The sequence below is a fragment of the Streptomyces sp. TRM64462 genome, from assembly GCF_013362995.1.
Lineage (GTDB): Bacteria > Actinomycetota > Actinomycetes > Streptomycetales > Streptomycetaceae > Streptomyces.
On sequence record NZ_JABWDV010000463.1, the window covers coordinates 1 to 2,630 of the forward strand.

At 74.6% G+C, this 2,630-nt stretch carries 2 protein-coding genes; both read right to left on the minus strand.

The window, feature by feature from the left end; translation table 11 throughout:
* Nucleotides 1-1,325, minus strand: a 1,325-nt coding sequence (locus HTZ82_RS30910) for a type I polyketide synthase (protein ID WP_375540879.1), incomplete at its 3' end; no start/stop codon positions are given.
* A gap of 28 nt (nucleotides 1,326-1,353) precedes the next feature.
* The coding region (locus HTZ82_RS30915) for a beta-ketoacyl reductase (RefSeq protein ID WP_175412718.1) at nucleotides 1,354-2,630 on the minus strand (1,277 nt) is incomplete at its 5' end.

Genomic DNA, 2,630 nt, shown 5'->3' on the forward strand with positions numbered 1-2,630 from the left:
CCGGCCCGGCGTGGACGCCCGTCCGCGACCGGCCAGTCCCGTGCCTCGGTCAGCAGCTCGACCGCACCCGACTCCCAGTCCACATGCGGCGACGGCTCGTCCACGTGCAGCGTCTTCGGCAGCACCCCGTGGTGCATGGCCTGCACCATCTTGATGACCCCGCCCACACCGGCGGCGGCCTGCGCGTGCCCGATGTTCGACTTCAACGAGCCCAGGTACAGCGGCTCTTCGCGCTCCTGCCCGTACGTGGCCAGCAATGCCTGCGCCTCGATCGGATCACCCAGGCGTGTGCCGGTGCCGTGCGCCTCGACGGCGTCCACATCCGACGCCGACAAGCGCGCGTCCGCCAGCGCCTGACGGATCACCCGCTCCTGCGAGGGACCGTTCGGAGCCGTCAGACCATTGCTCGCACCGTCCTGATTCACGGCGCTCCCCCGCACCACCGCAAGGACCTGGTGCCCGTTCCGGCGCGCGTCCGACAACCGCTCCACGAGCAGCAGGCCCACGCCCTCCGACCAGCCGACGCCGTCCGCGCCGGCGCCGAAGGACTTGCACCGCCCGTCGGCGGCCAGGCCGCGCAGCCGCGAGAACTCGATGAACGCGACCGGTGTCGACATGACGGTGGCGCCGCCGGCGACGGCGAGGTCGCACTCGCCGTTGCGCAGCGCGTTCGCCGCCAGGTGCAGGGCGACGAGCGAGGACGAGCACGCCGTGTCCACGGTGACGGCCGGGCCCTCGAAGCCGTACGTGTACGAGAGGCGGCCGGCGGCGATGCTGCCCGCGCTGCCGCTGAACAGGTAGCCCTCGAAGTCCTCCGGCGGCAGGTGGGGGCGGGAGCCGTAGTCGTTGTACATCAGCCCGGTGAAGACGCCGGTGCGGGAGCCGCGCAGGCCCGTGGGGTCGATCCCGGCGTGCTCGAACGTCTCCCAGGCGGTCTCCAGGAGCAGCCGCTGCTGCGGGTCGATCGCGGTGGCCTCGCGGGGCGACATGCCGAAGAACGCCGGGTCGAACCGGTCGGCGTCGTGGAGGAAGCCGCCCTCCTTGCCGTAGGTGGTGCCGCTGTGGTCGGGGTCCGGGTCGTACAGCGCTTCGGTGTCCCAGCCCCGGTCGGCGGGGAACCCGGTGACGGCGTCCGTGCCGTCGGCGACCAGGCGCCACAGGTCGTCGGGCGAGGAGACCCCGCCCGGGTAGCGGCAGGCCATGCCGACGATCGCGATGGGCTCGTGGCGCCGTTCCTCGATCTCCCGCAACTGCCTGCGTGCGTCACGGGCGTCGGCGACGGCCTTCTTGAGATAGTCGCGGAGCTTGTCCTCGCCCGCCATGATCGTTCAACTCCCGGTGGTCGGTGGGTGGTCAGTCGAGTTCGTCGACGAGGGCGAAGAGTTCCTCGTCCGTCGCGGATTCCAGGTCGTCGTCCTCGGGTCCGGACGCCCGGTCGGGCGTGCCGCCGGCCGCGGTGTCGGCGGCGGCGAGCAGTTCCCGCAGCCGTGAGGTGATCTGGCCGTGGGCGTCCCGGTCGGACGCGGCGGCCTCGATGGCGGCCCTGAGCCGGGACAGTTCGGTCAGCACGGGCTCGGCGGGGTCGGGCTCCTCGTAGGCGAGCTGCCCGGCCAGGTAGGCGGCGACGGCCCGGGGGGTCGGATGGTCGAAGACCAGCGTGGTGGGCAGGCGCAGCCCGGTCTCCGCCCCGAGCTGGTTGCGGAGTTCGACGGCGGTCAGCGAGTCGAAGCCGAGCTCCTGTACGGGGCGGTCGGCGTCGATCGTGGTGGGGTCACCGTGTCCGAGCACGGCGGCCACCCGGCCGCGCACCAGGTCGGTGAGGGCCCGGTCCCGGTCGGCGGCCGTGAGGGGGGCGAGCCGTTCGGCCAGGCCGGGGCCCCGGTCGTGGGCCGGGGCCCCGGTGGCGGCGGGCCTGCGGGGCGGGGCGGGGACCAGGCCGCGCAGGGCGGCCGGGACGGTGTCGCCCTGGCCGCGCAGGGCGCGGAGGTCCAGGCGGGTGACGGCGAGGACGCTCTCGCCCGTCGCGGGCGCGGCGTCGAACAGGGCCATGGCGTCGTCGCCGGCCAGGGGCAGCAGCCCGGAGCGGGCGAGGCGGCGCAGGTCGGCTTCGGCGAGGTGCCCGGTGATGGTGCTGGCCTGGTCCCACAGGCCCCAGGCGAGCGAGAGGCCTGGCAGCCCGTGGGCGCGGCGGTGGGCGGCCAGGGCGTCCAGGAAGGTGTTCCCGGCCGCGTAGTTGGCCTGTCCCGCGGTGCCGAGGAGTCCGGCGACGGAGGAGTAGAGCACGAACGCCTTGAGGCCGGGGGCGAGTTCGCGGGTGAGGTCGTGCAGGTGCCAGGCCGCGTCGAGCTTGGGCCGCAGGACGGCTTCCAGGCGTTCGCCGGTCAGGCCCTCCAGGGTGGCGTCGTCCAGGACACCGGCCGTGTGCACGACTCCGGTCAGGCCCGGACCCACGCGGCGCAGCAGCTCCGCCACGGACTCCCGGTCGGCGACGTCGCACGCCTCGACCGCCACCTCGGCCCCCAGCGCCTCCAGCTCGTCCCGCAGCTCCGCCGCGCCCGGCGCGTCCAGGCCACGGCGGCTCACCAGGACCAGTCCGCGCACCCCGTGCCCGGCCACCAGGTGCCGGGCGA